This window comes from Pandoraea pnomenusa (assembly GCF_040391475.1).
GTDB classification, from domain to species: domain Bacteria; phylum Pseudomonadota; class Gammaproteobacteria; order Burkholderiales; family Burkholderiaceae; genus Pandoraea; species Pandoraea pnomenusa_C.
On record NZ_JBEBXS010000002.1, the window covers coordinates 86,277 to 102,226 of the forward strand.

16 protein-coding genes are annotated in these 15,950 nt (G+C 59.7%); 12 read left to right on the plus strand and 4 right to left on the minus strand.

Annotation, left to right across the window (positions count from 1 at the left end; translation table 11 throughout):
- Nucleotides 1-230 precede the first annotated feature (230 nt).
- Entirely contained in the window at nucleotides 231-1,259 is a 1,029-nt protein-coding gene (locus tag ABWO90_RS03130) for a LysR family transcriptional regulator (protein WP_353189927.1), read from the minus strand.
- A gap of 367 nt (nucleotides 1,260-1,626) precedes the next feature.
- On the opposite strand from ABWO90_RS03130, the gene ABWO90_RS03135 reads away from it, so the two are divergent.
- Nucleotides 1,627-2,643 carry a GlxA family transcriptional regulator gene (locus tag ABWO90_RS03135; protein WP_353189740.1) on the plus strand — a complete coding sequence of 339 codons (1,017 nt, stop codon included), beginning with the start codon at nucleotides 1,627-1,629 and terminating at the stop codon, nucleotides 2,641-2,643.
- A 128-nt stretch (nucleotides 2,644-2,771) separates the two neighbouring features.
- Nucleotides 2,772-3,521, plus strand: coding sequence for an SDR family oxidoreductase (locus ABWO90_RS03140; RefSeq protein WP_353189928.1), 750 nt, complete (start codon nucleotides 2,772-2,774; stop codon nucleotides 3,519-3,521).
- Nucleotides 3,522-3,602: 81 nt separating this feature from the next.
- Here the strand turns inward: ABWO90_RS03140 and ABWO90_RS03145 are convergent, their stop codons facing one another.
- Nucleotides 3,603-4,352 carry an SDR family NAD(P)-dependent oxidoreductase gene (locus ABWO90_RS03145; protein ID WP_353189741.1) on the minus strand — a complete coding sequence of 250 codons (750 nt, stop codon included), beginning with the start codon at nucleotides 4,350-4,352 and terminating at the stop codon, nucleotides 3,603-3,605.
- A 100-nt stretch (nucleotides 4,353-4,452) separates the two neighbouring features.
- On the opposite strand from ABWO90_RS03145, the gene ABWO90_RS03150 reads away from it, so the two are divergent.
- Entirely contained in the window at nucleotides 4,453-5,340 is an 888-nt protein-coding gene (locus ABWO90_RS03150) for a LysR family transcriptional regulator (protein WP_353189742.1), read from the plus strand.
- Nucleotides 5,341-5,817: 477 nt separating this feature from the next.
- On the opposite strand, the gene ABWO90_RS03155 is transcribed toward ABWO90_RS03150, so the two are convergent.
- The gene (locus ABWO90_RS03155; RefSeq protein WP_353189743.1) at nucleotides 5,818-6,846 is read right to left on the minus strand and encodes a LysR family transcriptional regulator; all 1,029 of its coding nucleotides are present in this window, start codon (nucleotides 6,844-6,846) and stop codon (nucleotides 5,818-5,820) included.
- 552 nt (nucleotides 6,847-7,398) lie between these two features.
- Between ABWO90_RS03155 and ABWO90_RS03160 the strand changes: the two genes are divergently transcribed.
- The 8 genes from ABWO90_RS03160 to ABWO90_RS03195 all read left to right on the plus strand — a co-directional run bounded on the left by ABWO90_RS03160 (nucleotide 7,399) and on the right by ABWO90_RS03195 (nucleotide 14,289).
- Entirely contained in the window at nucleotides 7,399-8,385 is a 987-nt protein-coding gene (locus ABWO90_RS03160) for a GlxA family transcriptional regulator (protein WP_353189744.1), read from the plus strand.
- Nucleotides 8,386-8,530: 145 nt separating this feature from the next.
- On the plus strand, nucleotides 8,531-9,010 hold the full coding sequence (locus ABWO90_RS03165; RefSeq protein ID WP_353189745.1) for a carboxymuconolactone decarboxylase family protein: 480 nt from the start codon (nucleotides 8,531-8,533) through the stop codon (nucleotides 9,008-9,010).
- A gap of 4 nt (nucleotides 9,011-9,014) precedes the next feature.
- Complete coding sequence (locus tag ABWO90_RS03170; protein WP_353189746.1) at nucleotides 9,015-9,419, plus strand: cupin domain-containing protein; 405 nt, start codon at nucleotides 9,015-9,017, stop codon at nucleotides 9,417-9,419.
- A gap of 303 nt (nucleotides 9,420-9,722) precedes the next feature.
- The gene (locus tag ABWO90_RS03175) at nucleotides 9,723-10,646 is read left to right on the plus strand and encodes a LysR substrate-binding domain-containing protein (RefSeq protein WP_353189747.1); all 924 of its coding nucleotides are present in this window, start codon (nucleotides 9,723-9,725) and stop codon (nucleotides 10,644-10,646) included.
- 207 nt (nucleotides 10,647-10,853) lie between these two features.
- Nucleotides 10,854-12,023: a cystathionine beta-lyase gene (gene metC / locus ABWO90_RS03180; RefSeq protein WP_353189748.1), complete on the plus strand. Its 1,170-nt coding sequence runs from the start codon at nucleotides 10,854-10,856 to the stop codon at nucleotides 12,021-12,023.
- Nucleotides 12,024-12,037: 14 nt separating this feature from the next.
- The gene (locus ABWO90_RS03185; protein ID WP_353189749.1) at nucleotides 12,038-12,868 is read left to right on the plus strand and encodes a transporter substrate-binding domain-containing protein; all 831 of its coding nucleotides are present in this window, start codon (nucleotides 12,038-12,040) and stop codon (nucleotides 12,866-12,868) included.
- A gap of 3 nt (nucleotides 12,869-12,871) precedes the next feature.
- On the plus strand, nucleotides 12,872-13,522 hold the full coding sequence (locus ABWO90_RS03190; protein ID WP_353189750.1) for an amino acid ABC transporter permease: 651 nt from the start codon (nucleotides 12,872-12,874) through the stop codon (nucleotides 13,520-13,522).
- Nucleotides 13,519-14,289, plus strand: coding sequence for an amino acid ABC transporter ATP-binding protein (locus ABWO90_RS03195; protein WP_353189751.1), 771 nt, complete (start codon nucleotides 13,519-13,521; stop codon nucleotides 14,287-14,289). Before ABWO90_RS03190 ends, ABWO90_RS03195 begins: the two co-directional genes overlap by 4 nt.
- Nucleotides 14,290-14,320: 31 nt before the next feature.
- Here the strand turns inward: ABWO90_RS03195 and ABWO90_RS03200 are convergent, their stop codons facing one another.
- The gene (locus tag ABWO90_RS03200) at nucleotides 14,321-14,818 is read right to left on the minus strand and encodes an RrF2 family transcriptional regulator (RefSeq protein WP_353189929.1); all 498 of its coding nucleotides are present in this window, start codon (nucleotides 14,816-14,818) and stop codon (nucleotides 14,321-14,323) included.
- A gap of 286 nt (nucleotides 14,819-15,104) precedes the next feature.
- Between ABWO90_RS03200 and ABWO90_RS03205 the strand changes: the two genes are divergently transcribed.
- Nucleotides 15,105-15,773 carry a response regulator transcription factor gene (locus ABWO90_RS03205; RefSeq protein WP_353189752.1) on the plus strand — a complete coding sequence of 223 codons (669 nt, stop codon included), beginning with the start codon at nucleotides 15,105-15,107 and terminating at the stop codon, nucleotides 15,771-15,773.
- Nucleotides 15,774-15,950 lie beyond the last annotated feature (177 nt).

A 15,950-nucleotide genomic window follows, 5' to 3' on the forward strand; every position in this document is an offset into this window, starting at 1 on the left:
TGCCATACTGCGCCGCGTGGGCGCTCGATTCTGGGGCCTTCAAGTGAAGACGCTCAACACCATTGCCCTCTGGCTTGCCACCGCCATCGTGGCGGTCGCGATGTCGGGCCTTTATGAATACCTGGATCGCGAGGCGGACCTTTCCATGAGGTGCCTCTCCTGTGAGCCGCCACATGATGCAGCGCAGGCGGGGTTGTCGATTCGCCGTGAGCAGGCGGAGCCTGCGTGCCCTACGCGGCTTGTCGCTGTGACGACGAGCCAAGGCTATCGACGCCGGTCTCGTTCATGTCGAGTGCTCGCACGTGCTCCGTCATGAAATCCACGAAGACGCGAACCCGAGCGGGCAGGTGTTGCCGACTGAGAAAGCAGATGTAATGGCCCTGGTCCATGGAGGTGTGCTGCGTCAACGTGGTGACGAGCGCATTGCGTCGGACATGATCCCAGATCTGGTGAGCCGGCATCTGCGCGACGCCCCGGCCGTCGAGCACGGCTTTCAGTACCAGATCGGAGTCGTTGAACGTCAGCTTGGATGTCGGCAGGTACTTCCGCAGCAGACCGTTCTCCTTGAACTCCCAGTCGAACACACGGCCGGTGGCCCCTCTCGTGTTGATGCAATCGTGATCCTGAAGCTCGTCAATCGTTGACGGTAGTCCTTTGCGTTGCACATAGCAGGGAGACGCGCAAACGACCATTTGCATGGGGATCAGGCGCTTGGCAATAATGCTCGAATCCTCGAGGTAGCCGTCGCGAAAGGCGACGTCGATCTTGCCGACGACGAAATCCGCCGGCTTGTCATCGAGCAGCAACTCGACCGAGATATCCGGGTACGCCCTGGAAAATTCAAGCAGCAGCGGGGCGACGACATTTCGCCCGAATCCGTTTGACGAGGACACGCGCAGGGTGCCGGTGGCCGGACCGTGACGGAGTTCGAGCATGTCGTTCATGGCGCTGACGATGTGTGTGACACCGAGGTTGCAGTGCTCGAAAAAGCGCTCTCCTTCTCGTGTGAGACTCGTGGTCCGGGTGGTCCGCAGGAACAGGCGCGTGCTGAGTTGCTCTTCGAGCCGCTGGACATTTCGCGAGACGGCAGAGCGCCCGATCCCGAGCCGGTCGGCAGCCTTCGCGAAGTTCCCTTCGGTAGCGACTGCCATGAAGGCAATGATGCCGGTGTAGCTCGTCGAAAAACAATTCGACAGATAGTCCGCATGATTCGACAGGCTCGGGCGTAAGTCGCCCTGCGAAAGGCTTAGCTGACTCATGGAAGGCTCCAAAGGTAGTGCACTCAGAACCGCGGAGGTCACGTCAATATCGCTCGCGCGACTCCCCTGCGACTGTGATTCAAGAATACGCATGCACCTCGAATTCACAATGCTTCCACAGGGTAGTGGCGCTTTCCTTGTGGCATCGTCGGGTAATACCAAAGTATGGAAAAACTAGGCCCGGTGGCCGTTCAGGGCACCCCTGTCGACGATTTGTCTTGTGCCTGCCGCCTGGGATAGTCTGAGAGCGTGATGTCGCGGCACCCTCGAGGCGATTTCCCCGAGTGCGGACAACGTCGCCGTGACGGGCTATCCGACCCGACGGCGACATTGACCCCACATCCGACCTTCAACGCGGCTTTTTCTCATGGATACGAACTCGTCGCCCCCACCCTCAGGTCGTACCGAAGACCGGCCGCTCAATGTCCTTTTCGTCGTGTATGACGATGTCAGCCTGCTGGATCTCGCGGGTCCGCAAACGGCGTTCTGGACCGCATCCAGTCACGCGTGCGAACGGGGGATGCCAGGCTATCGCTGTCACACCGCAAGCATTCGCGGTGGCGCCGTGACGACTGTGGAGGGGACCGTCATGCAGACGATACCGCTCGGCGCGATCGGACTCGACTCGGTGGATACCGTCATCGTGCCGGGGTCGCCCGGTATTCTCCAGGTGGCGAAGCGCGAAAAGGCGCTGATCGAATGGCTGACCGATGCGCATCAACCCGTACGTCGTGTTGCTTCGGTGTGCAGCGGGGCGTTCCTGCTGGCGTTTGCGGGGCTGCTGGACGGCAAGCGAGCGACAACACACTGGGCCATGATCGATCGCTTCAGGGAACTCTTTCCTACGGTCGATCTGGATCGTCATGCGATCTTCGTGCAACAACAGGACCTGTGGACCTCTGCCGGCGTCACGACAGGCGTCGACCTTGCGCTTGCGATGGTCGAGGCGGATTACGGCCACGAAGTGGCGTTAAACGCGGCGAAGGAGCTTGCCGTTTACATGAAGCGGTCCGGGGCGCAGCCGCAACTCAGCGAGATGCTGATGTCGCAAAGCCGACAGGTGCCGCGCTTCGATTCGTTACACCTGTGGATCGTCCAGAATCTGGCGAAGGAGGACTTGTCCGTCGAGCGGTTGGCGCAGCACGTTGGCATGAGTCCTCGAAATTTTGCGCGTGTCTACAAGCAGCGAACCGGTCGTACACCGGCCAAGGGGGTGGAGCAGTTTCGTCTGGAGGCTGCGCGACGCTTGTTGCAGGACGTCAGCAAGCCCATCGACGTCATCGCACGGGAGTGCGGATTTGGCAGCGTCGAGAGCATGCGGGTCACGTTTCACAGGCACTTCGGGGTGTCGCCGGGGGAATTCCGTCGTAACTCGAACCGCTAGGCTCGGGTATGACGATTGATGCCATTCGGGCAACACTGTGTACCCTGGTGTGCTCTGGCGCGGGGGCGTAGCGTTGCCTAGTATGCCGGGACAGTGGAAGTGGTCCACGTCCATCGCGGAGAAGCATGATGAAGATCGTAGTCATTGGCGGTACGGGTTTGATCGGTGCAAAGGTCGTGAAACGACTGGCCTCGCAAGGTCATGAAGTGATTGCAGCAGCCCCTTCGACGGGCATCAATGCATTGACGGGCGAGGGCCTGAGCCAGGCGTTGACCGGTGCAGACGTCGTGGTGGACGTTGCGAACTCGCCGTCGTTCGAGGACGCGGCAGTCCTGCACTTCTTCGAGACGTCAGGACGGAATCTGGCCGTGGCGGAGAAGGTCGCCGGTGTGAAGCACCATGTCGCCCTGTCCGTTGTCGGCACCGATAAACTGGCGCAGAGCGGGTACTTCCGCGCCAAGATTGCTCAGGAAGCGTTGATCCGAAAGGCCGGCATTCCCTACACGATCGTGCATTCGACCCAGTTCCTGGAATTCCTGGGCGCGATTGTGCAATCGGCCGGTCAAACCGACGCAATACGGCTCACGACGGCTCTTATCCAGCCCATCGCATCCGACGATGTCGTGCATGCTGTCGCCGACGCTGCCGTGTTGCCGCCCACGAACGCGGTGTTCGATATCGCAGGGCCCGAACGCTTTCCCATGAGCGGTCTGGTTCAGCGTTATTTGAAGGACATCGGCGATCCCCGTGCCGTTGTGGCGGATCCTGACGCACTGTACTTCGGCGCGTTGCTTCAGGAGGGAACGCTCGTGCCCGAGGGCGAGGCTCGCCTCGGGGGTATTTCCTACAGCGACTGGATGCGATCGCAATCCCGGTAGGCCTGACAGGGGCAATGTCCGACATGAAGCCGCCGCAAATCCGTCAATGGCTTTCCTGACGGCACTGCGGCGGCATTCGGATCAAGCCAGCGACATGCCGCCATCGACTCGCAGGTTCACACCGGTGATGAAATGTCCCTCGTCACTGGTCAGAAACAGCGCTGCGTCTGCAATTTCCGACGCTTGCCCCATTCGACCCAATGGGATCGCGCCCGCCATCGACGTTTCAAATTCCGGGCGTTGGTGCTCCTGTATTCCGAGCTTTCCGAGAATGGGGGTGTCGGTCGGCCCGGGGCTGATGACATTCACACGGATACGTCGCGCCTTGAACTCGAGCGCCCAGCTGCGGGCGAAAGCTTCCGTCGCGGCCTTGCTCCCGGCGTATACCGCGTGGCCGTCCAACACCTTGTGACTGGCGATCGAGCTGACCAGCACGATGGAACCGCCGTCGCGAATGAGCGGGGCGATCTTTTGTACGCCGAAAAACGTTGCCTTCGTGTTCGTTGCGAATTGCGCGTCGTACTCGTCGATCGACACCCGATCGGAGGGCGTTATTACGTTCATGCCCGCGTTTGCGACGTAGATGTCGACGCCACCGAAGCGCTCTGAAACCGACTGCGCGACCCGGTCATGCGTGGTCATGTCCGAGAGGTCGCCCGTGATTCCATAGGCACGCTCACCAAGCAATGCCGTGGCCTCATTGACGGCGTCGGCGCGCCGGCCAACCACAATGACCCTGGCGTCCTCGGCAACGAACCGCTTTGCAATGGCAAACCCGATGCCGCTATTCGCCCCTGTGACAACGGCAATCTTTCCTGAGAGCTTTTTCATGATGGAGTTGTGAAGCGTTGATCAAGCGGTGAATCTAAACGGGCGGGAGTTGATCCACTAGTCCTTCACTGAACCATTCATTCGTGCGAATCTGTCATCAATGTCCATCGAACATCTGCACGGCTTGTCAGCGTTCGTCCGCGCCATGGAGGCGGGGTCTTTTACCGGTGCCGCCAAGCGGCTCGGAACGACGCCGTCTGCCGTATCCAAAAGCATTGCGAGACTGGAGGCCCGCCTCGGCGTGAAGTTGTTTCATCGGTCCACCCGCGCGCTCTATCCGACCGACGACGGCAAGGCCTACCACGCGCGGGTGGCATCGCTTGTCCGTGGACTGGAGGAGGCGTCGGAAGTTCTGAAGACGACTTCGGCCGTGGCGGGAAAGCTCCGGGTCAGCATGCCGAGCGATCTTGGTCGGACGTTACTCGACCCCATTACATCCCGACTGCTGCGCCAGTATCCCGGCCTCAGGCTGGATGTCAGTCTCAGTGACCAACACGCCGATCTGGTGAAGGAAGGCTTCGACGTGGCCCTGCGTGCCGGTCACGTGACACAGGCGGGGTTGTATGTCCGTCGTTTGGCCGAGTTGCCGCTCGTACTGGTGGCATCGCCGGATTATCTAGCCCGGTTCGGTGTGCCGCGAAATCCTGCGGAATTGGCGCAGCATCGGCATGTTCGGTATCTGTTGGCAGGGCAGGTTGTGCCGATCCTGCTGGCCGATGGTGGTAGTTTGTCCGTCGATGGCGCCTTTGACTCCGACAGTGGCGAGGCGATGAAGATTGCGGCGCTCAACGGTTTGGGTATTGCGCAGATGCTCAAGCCGGCGGTGCAGGCGGAGCTCGATGCCGATCGCCTGCGGCTGTTGTTGCCGAATCTGCCATTGCGCTCGATGCCTGTTCAGGCGGTGCACGCATTGGGGCGCCGACTTCCACAGCGTGCAAGGTGCTTTCTCGAATTCGTTGCTGAAGCACTCGCGGCGCGAGCGTCGTAGCGAAACGCGCTTTGCATTGCCCCCGGACGCAAAGCGAGGGACATCTTCCGACAGGCAAAAAAAACCCGCCATAGGCGGGTCGAAGTGGCGGGAGGACGGATCGCCACAGGAGACATCTCGGAAGGAGGCATCAGATCGCACCGCTGCAACTGATCGCCATTGCCAGACCGACGTTGAGCGTAGACACCGCGACCCAACACGCCAGCAGAATTCCCGGTGCATGACGAGGGCAATGCGGGCAATGCGCGTAGCGAGGGTAACGAGGGTAATGCGTGTAACGCGTGTAACGCGGGTATCGCCGCATGGTGAACTCCCGTCGTTCGTTCAGACACTGTATGGGGCAATGGTAGGCGTGAAAGCGGCACTGGAGTAGAGATGGCCGGGACGCATGAGCGTTTCCGAAAATGCATCAATGTCGTGGGTTCCGGCGCGGGGGCGGTGAGGCGGAATGGCGTTTCCGTGCGACGACTTTGCTTACTACGACGGCACCGAGGTTGCGAGGTCCCCGGAATTCCATTCGGCAATCCGATGCAGCGGTTGTTCCCGGATCTGCTCGGCCATGAAGTCGATGAAGGTGCGAACGCGTGTTGGCAAATGCTGACGACTCAGATAGCAAATGTAATGGCCCAGGTCCTCGGGAGAATGTCTGCCGAGGGCCACCACGAGTTCGTTCCTTTCAACGTGATTGCCTATCTGGTATTCCGCCAGTTGCGCAATTCCCCATCCGCGCAGCACGGCCTTCAGCACGAGGTCTGCGTCGTTGAACGTCATGCGGGCGGTCGGCGTGTACTTTTGCACGGCGCCGTCGACGTTGAACTCCCAGTCGTGCAATCGTCCGGTGAAGGTGCGGAAATTGATGCATTCGTGGTGAGGCAATTCGTCAAGCGATTGCGGCAGGCCATACTTTTCGACGTAGGAAGGCGCAGCACACAACGCCAGTTGCATCGGAATCAGCCGTCTGGCGATGATGCTCGAATCCTCGATGCGGCCATTTCGGAAGGCGATATCGATCTGATCGGTAGCGAAATCCGTGGGGCGATCATCGAACTGCAGGTCGACGGAGATGTCGGGGTACGTTCTGACGAACGCCTCAAGCAGGGGGGCGACGACTTTCCTGCCAAAATCGGCCGTCGATCGAATACGCAACAGGCCACGCGGCGGACCTTGTCGCAGCTCCAGCATCTCGTTCATGGCTGCGGTGAAGTGAGCAACGCCGTGGCGACAGTTCTCGAAGAATCGCTCACCTTCACGCGTTAATTGTGTCGTGCGGGTGGTACGTAGGAACAGCCGGGTCATCAGTAGCTTCTCGAGTTTCTGCACGTTGCGGCTGACAGCCGAACGGCCGATGCCCAGGCTTTCGCTTGCCTTGGTGAAGCTCCCTTCACGCGCGACCGCCATGAACGCCATGATGCCCGCGTAGCTCGCCGCAAAACTTGTGGAAAGCGCGTTTACATGCCCTCGCGGACCGAGTTCCGCGTTGCGTCCCATTTTGTCGGGGCGGTTCATGATTGCCTGCCCCGAAAAGACACGTTGTTCGGCCTGGGTCCTCGCGCGTCACCTCCCGCGGGCAATGGCTGCCCGCGTCTCTGGTCGATCGCCATACTCATACTTTCGCCCTTCGTCGTACCGAGACGGTGCCAGGAGCCCCCGGCACCGTCTCGAATTCACAGTTTTGCAATGTGGTGATAACCGATCCTACCTCTCCCGACGGAACCTGATCGCCAGGATGCCGATGGGGTACCCATCGATCGGACCACCCAGGCGGGTGGATTTGTTTATCGAGCTTAGCGATCGTGCAAAGCGAGGTAAATGACAATGAATCCAGAATTTCTGCCAGCCTGCCAGACAGCTGGCGTATGCCAATCGTCATGATTTGATTGGTGCTTAACTGGAAACGCGGGTGATCGACAGATCGTCTTGTCGCGCATCGGTGCGGATACTAGACTCGGCCCCAAAATATCCAGGCACACCTCACCGGCTCACTGGACGTGGCAAGTGAGGTAGCGCACGCCCCGATCGTGCTTTGCCTGTGAAAACCAGACAAGGGGGCATTGAGGCATGTCGCGCAGTGTTGTCTTTATTGCATATCAAGGGATGAGCCTGCACGACATTGCGGGTCCTCAGGCGGTCTTCTGGGCCGGGTCCAGGCATGCGCAGACGAAGGGCATGGCGGAGTACCGCTGTCGTATCGCCAGTGTTTTCGGGGGCGCGGTCAGGACCGTCGAAGGTACCGAGATACACACGGTGGCGCTGGGCACCGTGGACCTGAGTGCGATCGATACCATCGTCCTGCCGGGTGCGCCGTTCATACTTGACGTGGCGAGATCTGAGCGTGCGCTGATCGAGTGGCTGACACGTGCGGTGCCCGGCGTTCGCCGGGTGGCTTCGGTGCGAAGCGGGGCATTTCTGCTTGCCTACGCCGGCCTGCTCGACGGTCAACGGGCGACGACACACTGGACCATGCTGTCGGGTTTCCGCGAGGGGAGTCCTTCGGGGGCCGTCGCTCCGGATGCCCGGATCGCGAGACAGCCCCTGCTTTGGACGTCCGCCGGTGTCGCCACCGGAATCGACCTTGCACTGGCCATGGTCGAGACCGATTGTGGTCATGACGTGGCACGTGATACCGCCAGAGATCTGGCCGTCCCGATGGCCTGCAGCGAAGCCCGACCATCGCGCCAGGAAATATTGACGACGCAAAGCCGTCCCGTTCCGATGTTCGAGGCCCTGCACCTGTGGGTTATTCGGAATCTCGCAAACGAGGTGCTGTCCGTCGATGTGCTGGCGAGGCAGGTCGGCATGAGTCCGCGCCACTTCGCTCGCGTCTATAAGGAAAAGACGGGCCGCACGCCATCGATGAGTGTCGAGCACTTCCGCCTTGAAGCCGCGTTACGGTTGCTGCACGACGCCAGTCTGTCCCTGGATTCGATCGCAATTGCTTGCGGGCTGGGCTGCGAAATGCAAATGCACAGGAAGTTCCAACGGCGATTCGGGGTATCGCCAAGCGAGTATCGGGCCACGCTAAGCGGTGAGATGCCGGCCGATTGATGCTTCTGAGGCAACAGAGTGGGCACCGTCCGAGGACTACCGGCTTGCCATGTCGAGACTTACGATGGGTAGCAAGAGGCATCTGCGTCGCAACATGCGATGCCGGCCTTTTATGCCCTATCCCTTGGCACCTCAGGAGAAAGCCATGACCCAACGTCTCAATTTTTTTCAGCAATCGCCGGAATTGTCGAAGAAGCTCATCGAATTCGGTGCGCTGTTCCAGAAGACAACGATCGAGACCAACATCCGTGAGCTTGTCGAGATCCGCGCATCGCAGCTCAACGGCTGCGCGTTCTGCGTCGACATGCACATCAAGCAGGCAAAAATCCACGGCGAGCGCGAACTGCGCCTGCACCACGTGGCGATCTGGCGCGAGTCGACGTTGTTTGTCCCTCGCGAGCGCGCCGCATTGGCGTGGACGGAAGCCGTCACGCACCTGGGCGCGCAGGGCGTGCCGGACGAGATCTACGAACGTGTCCTCACGCAATATTCCGAAAAAGAACTGTCGGATCTGACGTTCCTGATCGGTTCGATCAACGCATGGAATCGCCTGAACGTGGCATTCCGCATGGTGCCGGGATCGTCGGACAAGGCCTTCGGTCTCGACAAGGCCGGTCTGGAGTAACGACATGAAACGTCTTGTGCTCGCAGCCGCGACCGTACTGATGTCCGGGCAACTGCTGGCGGCGCCTCCGGCAGGGGCCGGCGACGTCAGCGTCAAGCCGCTGCTCACGCAGCCGTTGCCGGAGTATCCGGGCAAGGAAGTCCAGATGATCGTTGTGGACTACGCACCGGGCGCCGCCGATCCGGTTCACCGCCACGACGCTCACGGCTTCGTCTACGTGCTGGAAGGCAGCGTCGTGATGAACGTGAGAGGTGGCAAGGAAGTCACGCTCAAGGCGGGCGAAACCTTCCATGAAGGCCCCGACGACGTTCACACCGTCGGACGGAACGCCAGCAAAACCAAGCCCGCCAAGTTCGTTGTGTTCCTGATCAAGAAGCAGGGCGCACCGATTCTGACGCTGGAACAGTAGGCGCCCATTCTCGACGCGGTGTGTCGACGGCACCTGCGTCGTATTCCGTCTGTCGTTGCCCGCACGCCGCGAGTCACCTGAGTCGGTGACCAGTGGCGTGCATCGTTGGCTTCCTGTCCCGCTTTGCCGGAGGGTGCGCGCGCCTTGCCGCAGGTCATCCGGGAGCGTTGCTCGACCGAGTCGTCTCGTGCGTAGTCCACTGTAGATTGCGCTCACCGTTGGCTGGCGTCTCTTCCCCTGGGGCCGCCAGCTTTTTTTTCGTGACGTCCTTGTTCGGTCTTGATTTGGGGCGGGAGATATCTGGTGTACATCAAGGAAATCGAGGCATTTCGAGCGGTCATGCTGGCCGGTTCCACGGGCAAGGCGGCGCGACTGCTTTCGGTGTCGCAGCCGGCTGTCAGCCAGGCGATTCGCAAGCTGGAAGCGTTGGCAGGGTTGCGTCTTTTCGATCGAATCGGCGGGAGACTGCAGCCCACGCAAGAAGCCCGCGCGCTCATGACGGAGGTAGACAAGCTGTTCGTCGGCTATGAGGCAATCGAACACCGAATCCGAAGCTTGCGAATGTTTGGACTCGGCCGTCTGTCCATCGCCTCGTACCCCGCCTTGGGCATTGCTTTCGTGGGGCGGGCTATTGCTGCATTCGCACCGCAGACACGCGATGTCCGGATGTCGTTGCAGGTGGGAAGCTCAAAGGAGGTCTACCAACTGGTTTCCGCCGGGCTGGTGGATTTCGGGTTAATGAACGACGAGGTTGCGGTTCAGAACGTAGAACACTCCGACTTTTCTACGCTTTCCGGCGTGATCGCCATGTCACCCGAGCATCCGCTGCGTTCGAGACGTGTGATCCGGTTGGAGGATTTGGCATCGGACGCCTTTATCGACATGAACCCGGAAGACCTTGGGAGGGCGCGACTCGAAGCGGCGCTCTCCGAGCGCGGCCTGACGTTGCATCGTGCGATTGAAACGCCGCTTTCGGCAACGGCTTGCGAGATGGCGTTGGCTGGCGTCGGGCTGGCGCTTGTCAATCCCATTGCCGCATTGGATCTCATCCCCCGCGGACTCGTGATCCGGCGTCTGGAAGTGGCGATCAACGCACGCACGCTGCTCGTCATGCGTCCGGGGCGGCCGATTTCCACGAATGGCCAGGCGTTCTTGAAGTACTTGCGTCTACAACTGCAATCGGAAACGCAGAGAGTCAACAAGCTTCTCGACGGCCAGTTTTCCTGACGACGAGGCGATGTCGCTAAGTCGGTACCTCTCGGGTGGTTTTCCTGCTGCGAGGGCACCGTCGATTGAGGGTTCAGGCCGCCTCGGCGGAAAGTCGTGTGGCAACATTTTTGCAATAAGTCAGGCTTCTGGACCAAGAAGCACCGAGGGTGGAACGATGTGACCGGGTGATGAAAAATGCATGCATCTTTTCATCGGCATTGAAAAATGAGCAAGCCACCGGTCGATTCCCGTGTCCACGATTTCCAAAGTCTTTCTCCGGCCGTTTTCCGGGCCTCGACGATCGTATTCGATTCTTACGCGGAGTTTGTTGCACGAAAGTCGCGTCAGCCCGACGGCTTCAGCTATGGCGTTACGGGCACACCGACGCACCGTGAGCTCGAGCAGAAGATTGCGTTGCTCGAGGGGGCAAATCACTGCGTTGTTGTTCCGTCGGGACAGGCCGCGCTCGTCAGTGCGGTGATGCCGTTCGTAGTAGCCGGCGATCACGTACTGATGTCCGATGCGTGTTACGGCGGTCTCAAGGCATTTGCGAGCGATGTCTTGGGTCGTCTTGGCGTTCACGTCGACTACTATCCCGCGGACATCGGCAGTGAGATCGATGCGTACATTTTGCCGACGACGCGAATGATCTGTCTGGAGTCGCCGGCGACGATTTCCATGGAAATCCCGGACGTCCCCGCGATTGCGGCGCTGGCACGACAACGCGGCATTCTCACGATGATGGACAACACCTGGGCCAGTCCGCTCGGGTTCCGCCCGATCGAACATGGCGTGGACATGAGCGTTGAGGCGGCGACGAAGTTCTTCGGCGGACACTCGGACTTGCTGATGGGTTCCGTAAGCACGAACGACTTCAGCCTGTACGGGCGACTGCGGGAAACGCAAGCTGTCATGGGCTACGCCGTGAGCTCGGACGACTGCTTCCTGGTCCTGCGCGGGCTCGAGACCTTTGCGCTGCGCTTCGCGCAACAGGGCAGAAGTGCATTGGAGGTGGCGAGTTGGTTGAGTCAACACCCTGTTGTAGAGCAAGTGCTGTTCGCGGCATTGCCCGGCGACCCCGGGCACGAACGATGGAAGCGAGACTTTACGGCCAACGGCTGCCTGTTCTCATTCATTTTGAAGCCAGCGCAGGAAGATGCCGTCGCCGCGTTCTTCAATTCACTGACGTGTTTTTCGATTGGCGCGAGTTGGGGAGGGACGCACAGTTTGATCGCGTTCTATCCCGCAGATATTCAGGCATCACGCCGGTATCCGATGACAGAGCAGCCGATTTTTCGCATCTCCATCGGACTGGAAGACACGCAACGCCTCATCGACGACCTGGCGCACGGCCTCTCGCAGTACGCCGCTTACACGACGCCTTGCCTCTCCTGACACAGGGAATCAACATGGAAAACGGGACATTTCAAACAAGACTTGCACGTGCCATTGCGCTCTGCTCGCTGCTCGGAATCTGGTCAACGGTGCACGCAGCCGATTTACTTCCCAGGATCATGGCCGACGGCGTGTTACGTGTCGCGAACACGCAGAGCAGCCCGCCATGGAGTTTGCTTGACGAGAAGAATCAACCGGCAGGCTACGACGTCGAGATTGCCAAAGAGGTTGCGAGGCGAATGGGCGTTCAGAAGGTCGTGTTCATCGCCGACTCCGGAAAGAACTTCATCGAAGGCCTGAAAGCGGGCAAATACGATGTCGTGATGAACGATCTGACGCCGACGACCGAGCGCAGTCAGCAGGTGGACTTCGGTACCGCGTATGGCGCGGAAGACTTTCGGATCTTCGTGCGCAACGACAACACGTCCGTCAAAGGACGTGGAGATCTTAAGGGCAAGCGCGTCGGCGTCACAACGGGCTCCAGCAACGAGTCCTGGGCCAGAAGGCATCTCGCGACGTCTGAATTGCGCTCGTACGACAACGGCGGCCTTCTATTCAGCGATCTTGCCAATGGGCGTGTCGACGCGGTGATCGTGTCTCATTTCGGTGGTCTGCGTTATGCCACGGTCAACAAGCTGCCGTTGAAGGAGGTTGGAGAGCCGTTGACCTATGAGCTGTCCGCGCCAGCCCTTGCGAAGCACCAGCCGGCACTGACGGCAGCCGTCAACAAGGCCATCGGTGAGATGCTGGCGGACGGGACGGTCGATCGATTGGCCAAGCAATGGGTGAGCAGCGACTTCGATATGCGCGGGGCTATCGCCAAAGCGAACGCGGATAAGGAGTGACGGATGGGTGAGCTCTTCATTCGTTCCTTGCCTCTGCTCAAGGACGCCGTTCTGATGACGGTGTTCCTGGGGCTCGGGGCATTCACCTTCGGGTCGATCCTGGGGTTGCTGGTCGCCCTTGCGCGGCTGTCGCGATTCGGCGTGCTGCGAGCGTTCGCCTTTGCGTACGTGTCGGTATTCCGAGGTACGCCGTTGCTCGTACAGATTCTGTTGATTTACTTTGGCCTGCCGCACTATGGCCTGACGCTCGAGCCCGTGCCTGCGGCTTTGCTGGCGCTCACGCTGTTCGCTGCCGCTTACCTCAGTGAGAATTTCCGGGCGGGTATTGGGGCGGTGGACAAAGGACAGTGGGAGGCCGCCATGTCGCTCGGAATGGGGTACTGGAAGGCCATGTCCCGGGTGATCTTGCCGCAGGGGCTTCGTATTGCCATTCCTCCGGTTGGCAGTCGCATGATCGCGCTCATCAAGGACACCTCGTTGGCATCCACGATTACCGTCGTGGAATTGACCCGGGTGGCCGAGCAGGTGGGAGCGGCCACGTTCCGGTATATGGAGATGTTCCTGATCGTCGGCCTCATCTATTGGGTGGTAAACCAGATCCTGACAATCTTGCAGACGATACTGGAAAGCAAGACGTCGAAGCGATATCAATGAAGACTACGGAAATCACAATCAGCGTCAGGGACCTGAAGAAATCGTTCGGTGGCAATCAGGTGCTCTGCGGTGTGGAGTTTAGCGTCGCCCGGGGCGAGGTGGTCGTGATCATGGGACCATCGGGCTCCGGAAAGACCACGTTACTGCGTTCGCTGAATTTTCTGGAACAACCGGACGCCGGGTCCATTACGGTTTGTGGCACCGAAGTGGTGTGTGGCACCGAGCGGAATTTGTCTCGCGAGAACAGGAAGAAGATTGCGCAGATTCGTCAACGATCCGCGATGGTGTTTCAGTCGTTCAATCTGTTTCCGCACCGGACAGTGCTCGAAAATGTGATCGAAGGACCGGTCAGCGTCAAGAAGATCGATCGCAACGCCGCAGCGCGGATTGGAATGCAACTGCTGGAGCGAGTCGGACTGAGCGCGAAGGCAAACGAGTATCCGTCGCGCCTGTCAGGAGGGCAAAAGCAGCGAGTCGCGATAGCGCGAGGGCTTGCGATGGATCCGGACGTCATCTTGTTTGATGAGCCGACGTCGGCACTCGATCCCGTTCTGAGAGAGGAGGTCCTCCAGGTGATGCGGGAGCTGGCGCGAGACGGGATGACGATGCTGGTCGTGACTCACGAAGTGCGCTTTGCGCGAGATGTCGCCGACCGTGTCGTTTTCATGGATGGCGGCGTCGTGGTGGAAGATGCGCCCCCGGCGAGGTTCTTTCAGGACAACCGAAATGCGAGGGTTCAACGGTTTCTGAACCTCATTGACGGTTGATTTCGGCCGGGCGGCGCTTTGATCGGGAAACTTAACGAGCATCCAGCCAGCGAACTACGTCCTCGTGAAAATACTGAGGTGCCTTGCGACCCACGCTCCTGGCCAGGTCCAGGATGGTCTGCTGAGCCAAAGCCTCTTCCATCCTTTTCTGTGCCGTCAGCATGACTGCATGGATCGAGCAGGTACCGCGCATCGCCCAATCCGGTGGCGCGTTATCGAAGATGGCGCACCTGCCGCGGATCTCGCGACACTCGAAGATCGACTTATCTCCGTCGATGGCTCGGACGATGTCCAGAACGGAGATCTCGTTGGCAGGCTGCGCCAGCTTGAAGCCGCCTCGAACGCCTTCGGTCGCGACTACCAGGCCAGCCTTCGCGAGCTTCGTGAAAACCTTGGCCAGGAGTTCCGGAGGCACGCCCTGCAATTCGGCGAGCGTACGAACGCTGGCGTCGCGACTATCTCCCTTTTCATCCGTCAGGAAGAGCAGGCAGTGGATCCCGTACTCGACCCCGGCACTGAATAAGGCCATCACAAACTCCGACATTTCAAGTCGTACTATTGTGCTGCCTACATTCTCCATGCGCAAGCGCTTTGCCATAGCGTGAGTGGCAGTACCGGCGACAAAGATCACCATGTCCTTTCGGTAAAGCCTGGATGATCATCTGACCCTCAAATAGGCGGTACTCGTCGCTCGGAAAAAATCTTGATTCTCATAACTGCGACAAGTATATTCGTAGTTATTGCGCGGTCCGGGCACCGGGCATGACGTCGGGTCCTCGGCTCGAGGCACAGAGAACAGCTTGTAAGGAGGAGTGATGAGCTCGCGGTTGCGTTCCACGATGCCCCCGCAGCACGACGATCGCAAGGATCCCGTAGTCTATGTGGTGGACGACGACGAGTCGATCCGGCAGGCGCTCGACGCGCTGCTGCGCTCCGTCGGGCTGCGCGTAGAAACATTTGAATCTGCGCAGGACTTTCTTGCGTGTCGGAAGAGTCATGCGCCGAGTTGTCTGATTCTTGATGTGAGGCTTCGAGGGGAAAGCGGCCTTGCGTTTCAGGAGCAGATCATGAACAGCGATGTGCGCATGCCGATTGTGTTCATGACCGGTCATGGTGATATTGCGATGACGGTCAAGGCGATGAAAGCCGGCGCTGTCGATTTTCTGGCGAAGCCATTTCGTGATCAGGACATGCTCGATGCCGTCGCCAATGCGTTGGCGCGCGACGGTCAACGTCTGGTGGCGGAACAATCCAGTGCGGCGCTGCGCGCTGCCTATGACTCGCTGACACCGCGCGAGCGGGAAGTCATGGGCTTCGTGGTGTCGGGCTGGATGAACAAGCAAATCGCTTACGAATTGAATCTCAGCGAGGTGACCGTGAAGATTCATCGTGGCCAGGTCATGAGAAAGATGTCGGCCCGCTCCATCGCTGACCTCGTCCGACACTCGGGGTCGTTGGGCGTGAAGCCACAGTCCAACGACTAGCGTCGGTTCGAATGGCGCTGTTGCCAGGCGTTTCAAGAACGTCAATCGGTGCGCAACGGTAACCTGTGTAGTTCCCATGAACGACATGGGAAGTAGCACCTATGTATTAGTCGCTTATCTTGAGAGTTGATCCCGGAGCCGGCATGATCGACGTGATTCCGAACCGGCAGATTCCAT